The sequence below is a fragment of the Litchfieldia sinesaloumensis genome (assembly GCF_900156865.1).
Classification (GTDB): Bacteria; Bacillota; Bacilli; order Bacillales; family Bacillaceae_L; genus Ferdinandcohnia; species Ferdinandcohnia sinesaloumensis.
In genome coordinates this window covers 2252324-2268670 of the sequence record NZ_LT732529.1, presented here as the reverse complement: position 1 = coordinate 2268670, position 16347 = coordinate 2252324, and the positions used below count along the sequence as shown (strand labels likewise).

The window sequence follows — 16347 nt, the reverse complement described above, 5'->3', positions numbered from 1 at the left end:
TTTATTTCTAATAAGGGAGAGATTTTAAATGACAAAGGTATATTATAACGGAGATGTAAATGATCTAGCATTACAAGGTAAAAAGGTTGCAATCATTGGGTATGGTTCACAAGGACACGCACACGCATTAAACTTACGTGAAAGTGGCATTGATGTAATCGTTGGTTTACGTCAAGGTAAATCATTTGAGCAGGCAAAAAATGATGGACTTCAAGTGTACTCTGTAAGTGAGGCGGCTGAACAAGCTGACGTTATCATGGTATTACTACCAGATGAAAGTCAACCAAAGGTATATAAGGAAGAAATCGAACCAGGACTAAAACCTGGAGACGCATTAGTATTCGCACATGGTTTTAACATTCATTTTAGCCAAATCGTACCTCCAAGTTTTGTAGATGTATTCTTAGTAGCACCTAAAGGACCAGGTCACTTAGTGCGTCGTACATTTACAGAAGGTGCAGGAGTTCCAGCACTATTCGCAATCGAACAAGATGTGACTGGAAATGCAAAAGAAATCGCACTTGCTTATGCAAAGGGGATTGGTGCAGCTAGAGCGGGCGTTCTAGAAACTTCATTTAAAGAAGAAACTGAAACAGACCTATTCGGTGAGCAAGCAGTATTATGTGGTGGAACTTCTGCATTGGTTAAAGCAGGATTCGAAACATTAGTTGAAGCTGGATACCAACCGGAAGTTGCGTACTTCGAATGTTTACATGAATTAAAACTTATCGTTGATTTAATGTACGAAGAAGGTTTAGCTGGAATGAGATATTCAATTTCTGACACTGCTCAGTGGGGAGATTTCGTAACTGGACCACGTATCGTTACTGACAGTGTAAAGGCAGAAATGAAAGAAGTATTAAAGGATATTCAAACAGGTAAGTTTGCTAAAGGTTGGATCCTAGAAAACCAAGCAAATCGTCCAGAGTTCAATGCAATTAACAAGATTGAATCTGAACATCAAATTGAAGTAGTAGGTAAAAAGCTTCGTGCAATGATGCCATTCGTGAAGCAAAGACAAGCGAAAGAAGTGGTGGGTGCTCGTGCGGAAAATTAATATTTTTGACACTACATTAAGAGATGGAGAACAGTCTGCTGGTGTTAATTTAAACTTACACGAAAAACTTGAAATAGCTAAGCAACTGGAACGACTCAATGTGGATGTTATGGAGGCAGGATTTCCAGCTGCCTCTGAAGGTGATTTTCAGTCAGTAAAACAAATTGCTGATATCATCAAAAATGTTTCCGTAACAGGACTTGCAAGAGCTGTACAAAGTGATATTGACGCAGCTTGGGGAGCTTTGAAGGGTGGAGCGGAGCCTCGTCTCCACACCTTCCTAGCTACTTCTCCAATTCATAGAAAATATAAGCTTAAGCAGACGAAAGAACAAGTAATTCAAACAGCTGTAGATAGTGTTAAATATGCTTCTCAATTTTTCCCGATTATCCAATGGTCTGCGGAAGATGCGAGCAGAACAGAATTAGACTTCTTAGCAAAAATCATCAAAGAAGTAATCGATGCTGGAGCAAACGTGATTAATCTACCGGATACAGTTGGCTATGGTACTCCGGAAGAATACGGCAAAATGTTTACCTATGTACTAGAAAACGTACCGAATATAGATAAAGTTATTTTATCAACTCACTGTCATGATGACCTTGGTATGGCTGTTTCTAATTCATTATCAGCAGTCGAACATGGTGCATTACAGGTAGAAGGAACCATTAATGGAATTGGAGAAAGAGCAGGAAATGCGTCTCTTGAAGAGGTCGCAGTTGCCTTGCATATCCGCCAGGATTTTTACAATGCTAACACTCGCTTAAAGCTAGATGAAATTAAGCGTACGAGTGACTTAGTAAGTAAGTTAACTGGAATGATTGTTCCCCCTAACAAAGCAGTAATTGGTAAAAACGCCTATGCTCATGAATCTGGTATTCACCAAGATGGTGTATTAAAGGAAAAGACTACTTATGAAATTATCACTCCAGAATTAGTTGGAGTTAAATCAAATTCGATGGTACTTGGAAAACACTCTGGAAGACATGCGTTCAGAAACCGTATCGCAGAGTTAGGCTATACCCTAGATGACCAAGAATTGAATCTTGTTTTTAAGCAATTTAAAGATTTAGCAGATAAAAAGAAAGAAATCACTGATGAGGATTTAGTGACTCTTTTAGTAGATAAAAAAGTAGCAAACGTAGAGGATAATTATCAATTAACATCGATGCAAGTTCAATACGGAACAAACCAGATTCCAACAGCAACAATCACGTTAACAGATCGTGATGGCAACATTATTCAAGAAGCCGCTACTGGATCTGGAAGTGTTGAAGCACTCTATAATACACTTGAGCGTTGCTTCGGGATCTCTATTACGTTAGATGACTATCGAATTCAATCAGTTGGTGCAGGGCGTGATGCACTTGCTGAAGTATATGTAAAAGTAAAACATAACAATGTTGAAAGCAGTGGAAGAGGATCTGCGCAAGATGTTTTAGAAGCATCTGCAAGAGCTTACGTGAATGCAGTAAATCGACTACTAGCAGTTGAGTCAAATAAAAAGTTACTTGAAGTTGGTGTGTAAAACGCACTAAATACGATTTTCAGTGTTAAAAGAAAAAGAGGAGGAGTCAGAATGAAGAAACGTATTGCCGTACTTCGTGGAGATGGCGTAGGTAAAGAAGTAACTAAAGGGGCAATCGAAGTGTTAAAGGCTGTCGCCGAACAATACAATCATGAGTTTATATTTCAACACGCTTTAATAGGTGGTGCAGCAATTGACGCTGAAGGCACTCCTCTTCCGGCGGAGACACTGGAGATATGTAAACAAAGTGATGCAGTATTGCTAGGGGCTGTTGGAGGTCCTAAATGGGATTCCAATCCCCCACATTTACGCCCTGAAAAAGGGCTATTACAAATCCGAAAAGCATTGAACTTATATGCAAATGTAAGACCGGTAACATGCTTTACTAGTTTGCTAGATGCTTCTCCACTTAAACAAGAAGTAATCGAAGGGGCAGATTTCGTAATTGTAAGGGAACTTACAGGAGGCCTTTACTTTGGAAAGCCAAGTGGAAGAACGCTAGAGGATGGAGAGGAAGCTGTTGTTGATACTTTATCCTACAAACGTTCGGAAATGAAACGAATCATTGAAAAAGCATTTGAAATGGCTACAACTAGAAAGAAGAAAGTAACATCCGTCGACAAGGCGAATGTGCTGGAATCAAGTAGAATGTGGCGTGAAGTTGCTGAAGAAGTAGCAGCATCATATCCTGACATTACGTTAGAGCACATGCTAGTCGATAATGCAGCAATGCAATTAATCCGTAATCCAAGACAATTTGATGTAATCGTAACAGAGAATATGTTTGGGGATATATTGAGCGATGAGGCCTCGATGTTAACAGGATCGCTAGGAATGCTTCCTTCAGCAAGTTTATCAACGAATGGACCTAGTTTATACGAACCAATCCATGGTTCGGCACCGGATATCGCTGGTCAAGATATTGCGAATCCAATTGCAACTATCCTTTCCGCAGCAATGCTTCTACGCTTATCCTTTGGATTAGAAGAAGAAGCAAAAGCAGTGGAAAAAGCGGTCGATGAAGTGTTAAACGCTGGCTACCGAACTGCAGATGTTGCAGGGGGACAACAAAGGGCAATTTCAACAACTGAAATGGTGGAAAAAATTAAAGAAGCCTTAGTTGAGGACGGGGCGATTTCTAATATTATGTCTGCATATGCATAGCAGAACCACTGATAGCTCGGTATATACCGAGCTTATCTTTTCAAATATAGTGAAAAAGGAGGATGAAGATACTAATGGCACCGAAAACAATTATTGAAAAAATTTGGAATCAGCACGTTATCAATCATGAAGAGGGGAAACCAAATCTACTCTACATTGACCTACATTTAGTCCATGAAGTAACTTCTCCACAAGCCTTTGAAGGGTTACGTATAAAGAATAGAAAAGTTAGAAGACCAGATTTAACTTTTGCAACGATGGACCATAATGTGCCAACAACTAGTGATCGCTTCCAAACAAAGGACGAGATTGCGGCTAAACAAATGAGTGCATTAGAAAAGAATTGTAAGGAATTTAATATTCCGTTAGCAGACCTTTATAGTCCAGAACAAGGAATCGTCCACGTTATTGGACCGGAACTAGGCTTAACTCAACCAGGAAAAACAATTGTTTGTGGTGATAGCCATACGTCAACACATGGCGCATTTGGAGCATTAGCATTTGGGATTGGGACAAGTGAAGTGGAGCATGTACTTGCAACTCAAACACTTTGGCAACAAAAACCTAAAACCATGCAGGTAAATGTAGTTGGTCCATTATCACCTGGTGTGTATGCAAAGGATGTTATATTATCCATTATCCGCAAATTTGGTATTGATTTTGGAACAGGACATGTTATTGAATACACAGGCGAAGCTATACGTAATATGTCAATGGAAGAAAGAATGACCATTTGTAACATGTCTATCGAAGGTGGAGCTAAAGCTGGTTTAATTAGTCCGGATGAAACGACTTTCTCCTATTTAAAAGGAAGAAAACATAGTCCAGAAGGCGAAGAGTTTGCAAAGGCTGTTGAACGATGGAAGAACCTTGCTACCGATGAAGGTGCAGTTTTTGATGCGGTATTAGAAATTCATGCAGATGAAATATTACCAACTGTAACATGGGGTACAAACCCGTCAATGAGTGTAACAATTGAAGATACAGTTCCTTATCCTGAGGATTTCAAAAAAGAAGTTGATAAAAAATCAGCTCAGCGTGCTTATGAATATATGGATCTTGCACCTGGTACTCCGATTAACGAGATTGAAGTCCAGCATGTGTTTATTGGATCATGTACAAATTCTCGAATCGGGGATTTACGTGAAGCTGCAGAAATTATTCGTGGTCAAAAGGTATCTCCAAAGGTACGAGCATTGGTAGTTCCAGGATCTCAACAAGTTAAGGTTCAAGCTGAACAGGAAGGTCTTGCTGATGTATTCCGCGAAGCGGGCTTTGAATGGCGTGATGCGGGATGTAGTATGTGCTTAAGTATGAACCCTGACGTAGTACCTGCTGGCGAAAGATGTGCGTCTACTTCTAACCGTAACTTCGAGGGTCGTCAAGGGAAGGGTGCTCGTACACACTTAGTTAGTCCAGCCATGGCAGCAGCAGCAGCAATCTATGGCAAATTTGTAGATGTCCGCAAAATTCAAAAAGTAGCAGCAGGGGAGGAGGCATAATTATGGAACCATTTGTAACACATCAAGGTAAAGTTGCAGGAATGGATCGAAATAATGTGGATACAGATCAGATTATTCCAAAGCAATTTTTAAAGAGTATCGAACGAACTGGGTTTGGAAAATATGCCTTTTTCGATTGGCGCTTTGAAGCTGATGGAAGCCCAAATCCTGACTTTGAATTGAATCGTAAAGAAAATGAAGGTGCAACAATATTAGTAGTGAACGAGAACTTTGGTTGTGGTTCGTCACGTGAGCACGCACCATGGGCATTACATGATTATGGATTCAAGGCAATCCTTGCTCCTTCATTTGCTGATATTTTCTACAATAACTGTTTAAAGAATGGATTGCTTCCAATTGTATTAGAAAAAAGCGTGATCGAGTACCTTCTAAAAGAGGCAAATGACGCTGAATATCAATGTACAATTTCTTTAGAAGAGCAAACAATTGTAGATTCAAAGGGTTATAAAGCAGAATTTACGATTGATTCATATTGGAAAGAGATGCTGATTAATGGATGGGATGAAATCGATAAGACTCTATCCTATGATCAACAAATCAAAGAATACGAACTTAAAAAAGTGAACTAAACTGGAGACAAAGTCATTTCGGCTTTGTCTATTTTTTTGCTACAAAAATGACACCCCTATTGTTTTCTCGTATTCACATTGGTACACTAATTACTCAAGTAGAAAAAGAATCTGGGGTTGGAAAAACTCTATGGAAAAAAACTTAAATGATATCAAGCAAAACAAAGTAGTCCCTTTTCCAAAGTTAAAAGAAAGGTTAATGGAAAAAGGGCTTGAAGCTTTAACAAATAAAAAGTTCTCAGAAGCTCTGTCATTATTAAAACAGGCCCAGGCTCTTGAGAGAGGTAATCACGAAATCGAACTCGGTATTGTGATTTGTCTAATTGAAGTAGGGGAATTGGAGCAAGCAAAAGAAAATTGTTTGGCGATGCTAAACGAAGGCGTCGGAGATTATTTTCATGTGCTGCAAATTTATGTGACCATTCTAATTCAACTTGGGCAATATGATGAGGTGAAATCTACAATCGAGGCTATCCTAGACGAAGGCTCCGTTCCACCAGGGTCTATTGACAATCTAGCACAGCTATTGGAATTAAGTAATAAAATGCTGTATGCAGATAGAGTAGAAGTCGAAAGCTCACAAGAAGATATAATGGAACAACTTCAACAGGTCTTAAATAATGAGGAAAAGGTTGGAGAACAAATTGCAACCGTTCAGAATTTGAAGGAACTGAATATACGGAAATACCTTGACATTCTTGTTCCCTTTTTGACCATACCAACGAAACACCCTGTTGTAAAAACGGTTATCTTGCAATTACTTGTGACCAACCAGGTAGATCTGGAGATAGAAGTTGAGAAACTTGGAGAGACCAGGAAGGTGAACCCATCAAAACTAGTTGATCCATCGATGTCTCCATTTACAAGTAAAGTATTATCTCTATTAGATACGAACTTGCAAAATGAAAATCCTACTCTTTATGAAACGGCAAAAGAGATTTGGCTTCAGCATCTTTTTATTCTCTATCCCTTAACGATGGAGGAGGAAGACCCAGCTGCATATGCTGCTGCTTTACATTTATATAGTGCTGAACTTCATGGAATGGAGCTTGAGAATCGTTCCCTTGAAGAAATCTATGGGGTCAGTCTATTTGAATTAAAACACAGCCTAGATATGCTAGAGAAGGTAGAAAGACTTTCTTTCATCCCGCATTAACGGGTGGCATTGGGCGGTACAAGCCCGTAAATGTGAACGGATACTAAGCGTCATACTATAGCAACTTCTGCGAGACTCATGTATCCCACATCAGAGATGAGGAAAACCTCTACTGATGGATGTTACACTTTATAAAATAAAAGATTGGAAAGTAGATTTTATAATCATGATAGATTGGGTAAACTTTCTAACAATATAAAAATATTCTATCTGTTGAAAGGTGCCTATTCTATGTTATAATGTAATGGTTGTAAAATGCTAGGTTACCGATATAAAGGTAATATTTGTCTAGTTTACATATTGTATAAAATAGTTAGTAAATAGATAGTTGGAGGGAAAGAAATTATGTCCGCAAAGTGGGAAAAATTAGAAGGAAACCAAGGTGTCTTAACTGTAGAGGTTGACGCTGAAACATTTAACAATGGATTAGATGAAGCATTTAAAAAGGTAGTTAAGCAAGTAAACGTACCTGGATTCCGTAAAGGTAAAATGCCTCGTGGAATGTTTGAAAAGCGATTTGGTGTAGAATCATTGTATCAAGATGCTTTAGATATCGTTCTTCCAGATGCATATGAAAATGCTATTAAAGAAACTGGTATTGAGCCAGTTGACCGTCCTGAAGTTGACGTAGAGCAAATCGAAAAAGGTCAAAATCTTATCTTCACTGCAAAAGTAACTGTTAAGCCAGAAGTTAAACTAGGTGAATACAAAGGTCTAGAAGTTGAAAAACTTGATGACACTGTTACTGACGAAGATGTTGACGCTGAAATCAAACAATTACAAGAGCGCAATGCAGAACTTGTTGTTAAAGAAGAAGGTACTGTAGAAAATGGCGATACTGTTGTGATTGATTTTGAAGGTTTCGTTGATGGTGAAGCATTCGAAGGCGGAAAAGCTGAAAACCATACATTAGAAATTGGTTCTGGCTCATTCATCCCAGGATTTGAAGAACAACTAGTAGGTGTTGCTGCAGGTGCTGAAAAGGATGTAGAAGTTACATTCCCAGAAGAATACCATGCTGAAAACCTAGCAGGTAAGCCAGCTACATTTAAAGTGAAAGTTCACGAAATCAAAGCAAAAGAATTACCTGAACTTGATGATGAATTTGCAAAAGATGTGGATGATGAAGTAGAAACTTTAGAAGAGCTAAAAGCTAAAACTAGAACTCGCTTAGAAGAAACGAAAAAGCGTGACGCTGAAAACAGCCTTAAAGATACGCTAATCGAAAAAGCATCTGAAAATGCAGAAATCGATATTCCTGAGGCAATGGTTAACACTGAATTAGATCGTATGGTTCGTGAATTCGAACAACGTTTACAAATGCAAGGTATGAACCTTGAGTTATACTTCCAATTCTCAGGTCAAGATGAAAATGCTTTACGTGAGCAAATGAAGGAAGATGCTGGCAAGCGTGTACGAGTTAACCTAACTCTAGAAGCAATTGCAAAAGTTGAAAATATTGAAGTTACTGAAGAAGAAATCAATGCAGAACTAGAAAACATGTCTGGCATGTACGGAGTTTCTGTTGAAGAGCTTAAGCAAATGCTAGGTGACGTAAATGGAATCGGCGAAGATTTAAAAATTAGAAAAGCAATCGATTTTCTTGTAGAAAATAGCAAAAGTGTTGCATAATAATAAATAAGGGAATATCAAGGCGCGATATGATCGTGCCTTGTTTTATACCCAAAATTTGGAAGTTGTACATACAATAAGCATTTGGTAGTAGTTTTAAACGAAAGAAACTGGGAACACTTAAAAGGAGGGCAAACGAGCACACATTTCACTGGGCGTTTCACAACTAAACATACATACATAATGAGCAAGAGTTATTATTACCTATAAGAAATAGAAATATGGTACAATGTGCAATACATAATGATTTAGAAATTGGAACTAAATGTATGAGGCCTATGAATTGTCTAAACAAGGTGAACGAAAAGCGAGAAGGTCAAGGAACCGAATGAGGATGCTCTAAGAGCGTATTAGCATGTGCAAGATTGCCGAAGATCAGTCTTAATCAAGAGGTTCAGCGCTCATCGAAGCCGATAGAAATTGGGCTTATTGTAGAGAGAAGAAACAAATAAGGGGTGACATAATGTTTAAGTTTAATGATGAAAAAGGGCAACTTAAGTGTTCTTTTTGCGGTAAAACGCAAGACCAAGTTCGTAAGTTAGTTGCGGGGCCTGGCGTTTATATATGTGACGAATGTATTGAATTATGTACAGAAATTGTTGAAGAGGAATTAGGTACTGAAGAGGAAGTTGAATTCAAGGATGTACCAAAACCCAAAGAAATTAGAGAAATCTTAGACGAATATGTCATTGGTCAAGATGCAGCTAAAAAATCATTAGCTGTCGCTGTGTATAATCACTATAAGAGAATCAATTCAAATAGCAAAATTGATGATGTTGAATTAGCGAAAAGTAATATTTGTATGATTGGACCAACAGGTAGTGGTAAAACTCTATTAGCACAAACCTTGGCTCGTATCTTAAATGTACCATTTGCTATTGCAGATGCAACTTCACTAACTGAGGCTGGATATGTAGGGGAAGACGTGGAAAACATTCTTCTAAAACTTATTCAAGCTGCTGATTATGATGTTGAAAAAGCTGAAAAAGGCATCATCTATATTGATGAAATTGACAAGGTTGCTCGTAAATCAGAAAACCCATCTATTACACGAGATGTTTCTGGTGAAGGTGTTCAGCAAGCTCTATTAAAAATTCTTGAAGGAACTGTGGCTAGTGTGCCTCCACAAGGGGGAAGAAAGCATCCACATCAAGAATTTATCCAAATTGACACAACAAATATTCTATTTATCTGTGGTGGAGCATTTGATGGAATTGAGCAAATTATTAAACGTCGTCTTGGTAAAAAGGTAATTGGCTTCGGTTCTAACATTGTAGAAGAAGATTTGGACCAAGAATCCTTACTTTCTAGATCATTACCAGAAGATTTATTAAAGTTTGGTTTAATTCCTGAATTTATTGGTCGTCTTCCAGTAATTGCTAGCCTTGAGCCTCTTGATGAGGACGCATTGGTTGAAATTTTAACGAAGCCAAAGAATGCTCTAGTTAAGCAATATCAAAAAATGCTTGAATTAGATGAGGTTGAGTTGGATTTCGAAGATGATGCTCTTATCGAAATCGCTAAAAAGGCAATTGAACGCAAAACAGGAGCCCGTGGTTTACGTTCAATTATTGAAGGTATTATGCTTGATGTGATGTTTGACCTTCCATCAAGAGATGATATTAAAAAATGTATCATTACAGCAGAAACTGTATCCAAAAATACATCACCAAAGCTTCTCTTAGATGATGGTACAGTTATTGAGAATAAAGAAATTTCCGCATAACATGTTAAATCCCGAGGTCATAAGCAGCCTCGGGATTTTTGTGTTTAATTTTACTTAGAGGACTATCTTTTCTCTAGAAACGGAATCCTTAGTACAAGTATTTAAACAATCCTGATTTTCAAATAGTTGAACCTTGTTTAGTCTCAAAAAGAATCCGATTTTCCAACTCGCATATTTCAAAAATCCGTCAAATTTGGTTTATTCCCTCTATACTCAGGAGATAATAGCAGATAGTAGTCTATCTTTGCGAGCAGGAGGAATAATATGAGTTGGACAGGTATCGTTTTATTCGTACAGCTATTCTTTGGAGTGATAATTGGGCTTTACTTTTGGAATCTCCTTAAAAACCAACGAACTCAAAAGGTATCTATAGATAAAGAGTCTAGAAAAGAAATGGAACAACTTCGTAAAATGAGGTCCATTTCCTTAACAGAACCTCTAGCAGAGCGAGTAAGACCAACTAGTTTTTCAGATATTGTTGGCCAAGAGGATGGCATAAAGTCATTAAAGGCGGCACTTTGTGGGCCGAATCCTCAACACGTTATTATTTATGGACCACCTGGAGTAGGTAAAACTGCAGCTGCGCGCTTAGTAATGGAAGAGGCAAAGCGCAATCAGAAATCTCCTTTCAAGCAGTCAGCTGTATTTGTAGAGTTAGATGCAACAACGGCAAGATTTGATGAACGTGGGATTGCCGACCCATTAATTGGTTCTGTACATGATCCGATATATCAAGGAGCAGGTGCGATGGGGCAAGCAGGAATTCCCCAGCCAAAACCAGGTGCTGTGACACACGCACATGGCGGCGTATTATTCATAGATGAAATTGGAGAGCTTCATCCAATACAGATGAATAAAATGTTAAAGGTGTTAGAGGATCGCAAGGTTTTTCTCGAGAGTGCGTATTATAGTGAAGAAAATACTCAAATCCCTACGCATATTCATGATATTTTTAAAAATGGCCTTCCGGCTGATTTCCGTATGATAGGGGCGACTACCCGTACGCCAAATGAGATACCACCTGCGATCCGTTCACGTTGTCTTGAGGTCTTCTTCCGTGAATTAGATCATGATGAATTAGCGATTGTAACAAAAAAAGCACTTGATAAAGTAGGTATGAAAGCAACAGAAAAAGGTATCTCCACTTTTGCTTCTTACGCGCGAAATGGGCGTGAAGTGGTGAATATGGTTCAAATCGCGGCGGGAATTGCAATTTCAGAAGACCGTGACTTCATCAGGGATGAAGATATTGAGTGGGTTCTGCATTCTAGTCAGTTAACTCCTCGCCATGATAAAAAGATATACCCAAGTGCACGAGTAGGACTTGTGAACGGGTTAGCAGTATATGGTCCAAATACAGGTGCTCTTTTAGAAATCGAGGTAACGGTAATCCCTGCTGCCAAAGACAAAGGTACAATTAATATTACAGGTATCGTTGAAGAAGAAAGCATTGGGGACCGTGGTAAATCAGTGAGAAGAAAAAGTATGGCAAAGGGATCTATCGAAAATGTCATTACGGTTCTCCGCTCAATGGGCGTTCCAGCTCATGATTATGATATCCATGTTAACTTCCCAGGAGGAATTCCAATTGATGGTCCGTCAGCTGGAATTGCGATGGCTACGGGCATATATTCGGCGATACATAAGTTTCCAGTTGATCACCGGGTAGCAATGACAGGTGAAATTAGTATCCATGGGAATGTAAAGCCGATTGGTGGAGTTGTACCTAAGATAAAGGCTGCAAAACAAGCTGGGGCGAGTAAGGTCATTATCCCTGAAGAAAATATGCAATCTATCTTAAAAGAAATAGACGGAATTGAGATCATTCCTGTCACCCACTTAGAAGAAGTCTTTGAGATTGCAATTGAAACGCCTGAACGCCAAAAACAATCCAAGCAAACAATCATTCCGGCTTCAACAAATTATTCAAAGTCTGAATCAGTATAAATGTAATCACGGATTATTTTGACCTCTGTCAGGTAGAGAAAGACCTTAGTATCAACAAAAAACATACTTGAAATTGATAATTTAAAAAGACTTCGACATACTAGTAAAGAGCGTCGAAGTCTTTTTTATTGATGAAAATCCCTTGGTATCTTGTTCTAGGTGTCAATCGGCTCTTGGGTCTAAGCGATCGCTTATGAAGGCAATAATGCCTTCTGTCAACGCTCGATTATGCTTGTCGGCCGATGAACGAGCACCTAGCGCATTTCTAATAAATAGACACTTGCTTTCAAATAAGATAAAATTTACACTTAAGAACTATATTCAATTTTGAGGTGTATGCAATGAAAAGAAAAAAAGAAATCATTGTTCCTCTTTTACCACTACGCGGATTACTTGTCTATCCCACAATGGTCTTGCACCTAGACGTTGGGCGTGACAAATCAGTGCAGGCATTGGAAAAAGCAATGGTAGAAGACCACATCATTTTCTTAACGACTCAAAAAGATGTGGAAATCGATGATCCTACTGAGGACGATATTTATAACATAGGAACGTTAACGCAAGTAAAACAAATGCTAAAACTTCCAAACGGAACTATACGTGTACTAGTCGAAGGACTCAACAGGGCAGAAATTAAGGAAACGTACGATAACGAAACCTATTATTCGGTGAAGGTTAAAACATTTGAAGAAGACGAGACGAAGGATGTTGAAACCGAAGCACTTATGCGAATGATGCTGGAGTATTTTGAACAATACATAAAACTATCGAAAAAAATTACAGCTGAAACTTACACATCTGTAACCGATATTGAGGAGCCGGGAAGACTGGCAGATATTATAGCTTCTCATATTCCTCTTAAACTAAAAGAGAAACAAGAAATACTTGAGACAATTAATGTTCGAGACAGAATGAACAAAGTGATTACAATCATTAATAATGAAAGAGAAGTCTTGAGCCTTGAAAAGAAAATAGGTCAACGTGTAAAGCGTTCCATGGAAAGAACCCAAAAGGAATATTATCTTCGTGAACAAATGAAGGCAATTCAGAAAGAACTAGGAGATAAAGAGGGAAAAACTGGCGAAGTGTCATCGCTCAAAGAGAAAATTGAAGCTGCCGGAATGCCAGACCATGTAAAGGAAGTTGCTTTAAAGGAGCTTGACCGTTACGAAAAGATACCACAAACATCTGCAGAAAGTGCAGTTATACGAAACTATATTGAGTGGTTGGTAACATTACCTTGGACAAAAGCGACAGAGGATCGACTTGATATCCACCATGCGGAAGAAATTCTTGAAAAAGACCATTTTGGTCTTGAAAAAGTCAAAGAAAGAGTACTTGAATATTTAGCCGTTCAACAACTTACAAACTCCTTAAAAGGACCTATTCTATGTTTAGCTGGGCCTCCCGGGGTAGGGAAAACATCCTTAGCTAAATCAGTGGCAAAATCGCTTGGTAGAAATTTTGTGCGAGTTTCCCTTGGTGGGGTTCGTGATGAATCAGAGATTCGTGGTCACCGAAGAACGTATGTTGGTGCAATGCCGGGGCGTATTATTCAAGGGATGAAAAAGGCCGGTACAGTTAACCCTGTCTTCCTATTAGATGAAATTGATAAAATGTCTAATGATTTTAGAGGAGATCCGTCTGCGGCGATGCTTGAAGTGCTGGATCCCGAACAAAATTTCAATTTTAGTGATCATTTTATTGAAGAGCCATATGACTTATCAAAGGTTATGTTTATTGCAACGGCGAATAATCTGGCAACCATTCCAGGGCCGCTTCGTGATCGGATGGAGATTATCACGATTGCTGGCTATACGGAGCTTGAAAAGGTTAATATAGCTAAAGATCATTTATTACCTAAGCAGCTTGAAGAACATGGCCTAACAAAAGGAAAACTACAAATGCGTGAGGATGCTCTTCTCAGTATCATTCGCCATCATACGAGAGAAGCGGGTGTCCGTGGACTTGAGCGCCAAATCGCGAAGATCTGTCGGAAGGTCGCTAAAATAATCGTTTCTGGGGAAAGGAAACGCGTAGTCATTACTGATAAAAATATCGTTGAGTTTTTAGGGAAACCGATTTTTCGATATGGTCAAGCAGAAATTGAGGATCAGGTTGGAGTTGCTACAGGGCTGGCATATACAGCATTCGGAGGAGACACTCTATCCATCGAAGTATCAATTGTACCTGGTAAAGGTAAACTTGTCCTTACTGGTAAGTTAGGCGATGTTATGAAGGAATCTGCCCAGGCAGCATTTAGTTACATTCGTTCTAAAGCAAAGGAATTACAGATTGATCCAGATTTTAATGGCAAGAATGATATCCATATTCACGTGCCTGAAGGGGCAGTTCCAAAGGATGGCCCATCTGCAGGTATCACGATTGCAACTGCACTCGTATCTGCATTGACTGGAAGGGCAGTTCGTAAAGAAGTAGGAATGACCGGTGAGATTACATTACGAGGACGTGTCCTACCCATTGGTGGGTTAAAGGAAAAGTCATTGAGTGCACATCGTGCTGGCTTAACGAAAATTTTATTTCCAAAAGAAAATGAGAAAGACCTTGAGGATATTCCTGAAAGTGTAAGGGAAGATGTAGAGTTTATTTCGGTCGCTCATTTAGACGAAGTCTTAAAACATGCGTTAACGTAAGGAGAAAATATGAAAGTAACAAGTGCAGATATAGTAATAAGTGCCGTAAAACCAGAGCAGTATCCGGAAGGAGATTTACCAGAATTTGCGCTAGCAGGACGCTCAAATGTTGGAAAATCTTCATTTATTAACAAAATGATTAACCGTAAAGCATTGGCTCGAACATCATCTAAGCCTGGAAAGACACAAACCTTGAATTTTTTCATTATTAATGAAATGCTTTATTTCGTAGATGTTCCAGGTTACGGGTATGCGAAGGTGTCTAAAACGGAAAGAGCAGCATGGGGTAAGATGATTGAGACCTATTTAACAACAAGGGAACAGCTAAAAGCTCTCGTTTTAATCGTTGATTTACGCCACGCACCAACAAATGATGATGTGTTAATGTACGATTTTGCAAAGCATTATGAAATTCCTGTGGTAATCATCGCAACAAAAGCTGATAAAATACCTAAAGGTAAATGGGATAAACATCTGAAGGTAGTTCGCGAAACGCTCGATCTTGACCCGAATGACCATCTAATTAAGTTTTCATCTGAAACGGGGTTAGGGAAGGATCAAGCCTGGGCCGTTTTACAATCGTATATGAAAGAAGAAAACAGCTAAAGCATTGTGCTTTAGCTGTTTCAATATTTTGGTATAATTTATTTTTTCTTAAAGAATACTAAATAAAAGCCGATTCCAACAATTAGAAGGGGCCAGTAGGTTAAAATAAATGAAAAACCACCTTCGAAAAGACCGAGCCAACCAATAACGAGGCTATAGTTCAAAAATAATAGCGAAACAAAAAGTAAAATTACGCTATGGAATAGACCGCTTTTTGTCTTAAAATAGGTTAACAACATACCAAGACCAACAATTAGTAGTAAAGTACCTGGTTGTTTTGGCCAAAAGCTAAGTTGGTTAATGCCGTGAAAATGAAATCCGAATCCAACTAAAATCACACCTGGTAAAATACTATTCGGGTTGTTTTCTACATACGCTTGGAATAGAAATGCCGTTCCAACGATGATAATAAGTGTTTGCCAAGAATAAAAGGTAGTAAATACTGGGATTCCTAGCTGTTGTAATAATAGATAGGAACCAATTCCGACAAGAATAATACCAGAAAAAATATTATTTTTTTTCATATAATCCCCCGTGCTACTTACTTGATTTGACAATGTTTTTTTGTTAATGTAACGATTGAAGTCAAATGATTTAAATAGAATAATTATAAATTTATTTTTAAATGTCCAGCTCCAGACGCCATCGGCTCGAGGTCATAAGCCAAGCGCTTCTGAAGGCGAAGAGCGCCTTCTGTCAGCACTCGTCTCATGCTTGTCGCCGATTAACGGGCGCCTTGCGCTTTTCTTATTATCTTAGCATAGGTTTGTTGAAAACTGTTCACA

12 protein-coding genes are annotated in these 16347 nt (G+C 38.7%); 11 read left to right on the top strand and 1 reads right to left on the bottom strand.

All coding sequences use genetic code 11. From position 1 onward, the window contains the following. The first annotated feature begins 28 nt into the window (after positions 1–28). From ilvC to yihA, 11 genes are all read left to right on the top strand, one after another. The gene (ilvC, locus tag CZ490_RS11280; RefSeq protein WP_077618992.1) at positions 29–1057 is read left to right on the top strand and encodes a ketol-acid reductoisomerase; all 1029 of its coding nucleotides are present in this window, start codon (positions 29–31) and stop codon (positions 1055–1057) included. Next, complete coding sequence (locus CZ490_RS11275) at positions 1044–2585, top strand: 2-isopropylmalate synthase (RefSeq protein WP_077618991.1); 1542 nt, start codon at positions 1044–1046, stop codon at positions 2583–2585. Before ilvC ends, CZ490_RS11275 begins: the two co-directional genes overlap by 14 nt. Before the next feature lie 51 nt (positions 2586–2636). After that, positions 2637–3749, top strand: coding sequence for a 3-isopropylmalate dehydrogenase (gene leuB, locus CZ490_RS11270; RefSeq protein ID WP_077618990.1), 1113 nt, complete (start codon positions 2637–2639; stop codon positions 3747–3749). Between the two features lie 74 nt (positions 3750–3823). Further along, complete coding sequence (gene leuC / locus CZ490_RS11265) at positions 3824–5251, top strand: 3-isopropylmalate dehydratase large subunit (protein ID WP_077618989.1); 1428 nt, start codon at positions 3824–3826, stop codon at positions 5249–5251. Between the two features lie 2 nt (positions 5252–5253). Then, positions 5254–5841: a 3-isopropylmalate dehydratase small subunit gene (gene leuD, locus CZ490_RS11260; RefSeq protein ID WP_077618988.1), complete on the top strand. Its 588-nt coding sequence runs from the start codon at positions 5254–5256 to the stop codon at positions 5839–5841. A gap of 130 nt (positions 5842–5971) precedes the next feature. Next, positions 5972–6997, top strand: coding sequence for a tetratricopeptide repeat protein (locus tag CZ490_RS11255; protein WP_077618987.1), 1026 nt, complete (start codon positions 5972–5974; stop codon positions 6995–6997). Positions 6998–7342: 345 nt separating this feature from the next. Then, entirely contained in the window at positions 7343–8629 is a 1287-nt protein-coding gene (gene tig, locus CZ490_RS11250; RefSeq protein WP_077618986.1) for a trigger factor, read from the top strand. Positions 8630–9092: 463 nt separating this feature from the next. Beyond that, positions 9093–10355: an ATP-dependent protease ATP-binding subunit ClpX gene (clpX, locus tag CZ490_RS11245; protein ID WP_077618985.1), complete on the top strand. Its 1263-nt coding sequence runs from the start codon at positions 9093–9095 to the stop codon at positions 10353–10355. Positions 10356–10619: 264 nt separating this feature from the next. Next, the gene (gene lonB / locus CZ490_RS11240) at positions 10620–12302 is read left to right on the top strand and encodes an ATP-dependent protease LonB (RefSeq protein ID WP_077618984.1); all 1683 of its coding nucleotides are present in this window, start codon (positions 10620–10622) and stop codon (positions 12300–12302) included. 341 nt (positions 12303–12643) lie between these two features. Next, positions 12644–14956, top strand: coding sequence for an endopeptidase La (gene lon, locus CZ490_RS11235; RefSeq protein WP_077618983.1), 2313 nt, complete (start codon positions 12644–12646; stop codon positions 14954–14956). A gap of 9 nt (positions 14957–14965) precedes the next feature. Next, positions 14966–15562 carry a ribosome biogenesis GTP-binding protein YihA/YsxC gene (gene yihA / locus CZ490_RS11230; RefSeq protein ID WP_077618982.1) on the top strand — a complete coding sequence of 199 codons (597 nt, stop codon included), beginning with the start codon at positions 14966–14968 and terminating at the stop codon, positions 15560–15562. Between the two features lie 38 nt (positions 15563–15600). Here yihA and CZ490_RS11225 read toward each other — a convergent pair whose 3' ends face one another. Beyond that, on the bottom strand, positions 15601–16086 hold the full coding sequence (locus CZ490_RS11225; protein WP_077618981.1) for a LiaI-LiaF-like domain-containing protein: 486 nt from the start codon (positions 16084–16086) through the stop codon (positions 15601–15603). Between the last annotated feature and the right edge of the window lie 261 nt (positions 16087–16347).

Coding starts and splice junctions, on each gene's coding strand:
- ilvC (WP_077618992.1), top strand. CDS start 29: ATGACAAAGGTATATTATAACGGAGATGTAAATGATCTAGCATTACAA.
- leuB (WP_077618990.1), top strand. CDS start 2,637: ATGAAGAAACGTATTGCCGTACTTCGTGGAGATGGCGTAGGTAAAGAA.
- leuC (WP_077618989.1), top strand. CDS start 3,824: ATGGCACCGAAAACAATTATTGAAAAAATTTGGAATCAGCACGTTATC.
- leuD (WP_077618988.1), top strand. CDS start 5,254: ATGGAACCATTTGTAACACATCAAGGTAAAGTTGCAGGAATGGATCGA.
- CZ490_RS11255 (WP_077618987.1), top strand. CDS start 5,972: ATGGAAAAAAACTTAAATGATATCAAGCAAAACAAAGTAGTCCCTTTT.
- tig (WP_077618986.1), top strand. CDS start 7,343: ATGTCCGCAAAGTGGGAAAAATTAGAAGGAAACCAAGGTGTCTTAACT.
- clpX (WP_077618985.1), top strand. CDS start 9,093: ATGTTTAAGTTTAATGATGAAAAAGGGCAACTTAAGTGTTCTTTTTGC.
- lonB (WP_077618984.1), top strand. CDS start 10,620: ATGAGTTGGACAGGTATCGTTTTATTCGTACAGCTATTCTTTGGAGTG.
- lon (WP_077618983.1), top strand. CDS start 12,644: ATGAAAAGAAAAAAAGAAATCATTGTTCCTCTTTTACCACTACGCGGA.
- yihA (WP_077618982.1), top strand. CDS start 14,966: ATGAAAGTAACAAGTGCAGATATAGTAATAAGTGCCGTAAAACCAGAG.
- CZ490_RS11225 (WP_077618981.1), bottom strand. CDS start 16,086: ATGAAAAAAAATAATATTTTTTCTGGTATTATTCTTGTCGGAATTGGT.